The following is a 353-nucleotide window of genomic DNA, read 5'->3' on the forward strand; positions in this document are numbered from 1 at the left end:
CGGTTGTCCTTGCGGGTGGTGGTGGTGCGCACATTGCCGTTGGCGTCGTAGACGTAGCTGACTTCGAGCTTGTTGCCCGAGGCCTGCCGCTGGGCCTGCGCGTTCCATTGCCAGTCGGAGACGGTCACGTTCTGCATCCGGTTCTGGCTGTCGTAGTGGGTTTCGGTTACCCGCTTGAGGTCGCGCTGGGCGCCGTACAGGCCCACCCGGCTGCTGATCCATTCCTGGGTGCGGTTGCCATCGCGGTCGTAGGCGTATTCGGTCAGGCTGCGGCTGCTCTCGTTCTGGTCGGCCACCGCCATCAGGTAGCCATTGCTGTAGTAGGCATACCGCAGGTTCTGGCCTTCGCTATT

1 protein-coding gene is annotated in these 353 nt (G+C 63.2%); it reads right to left on the reverse strand.

Features of this window, described 5'->3' with window-relative positions; genetic code table 11:
• Positions 1-353, reverse strand: a 353-nt coding sequence (locus PZA18_RS24435) for a hypothetical protein (protein WP_284103486.1), incomplete at both ends; no start/stop codon positions are given.

It is taken from the genome of Parachitinimonas caeni (assembly GCF_030129945.1).
Lineage (GTDB): Bacteria > Pseudomonadota > Gammaproteobacteria > Burkholderiales > Chitinimonadaceae > Parachitinimonas > Parachitinimonas caeni.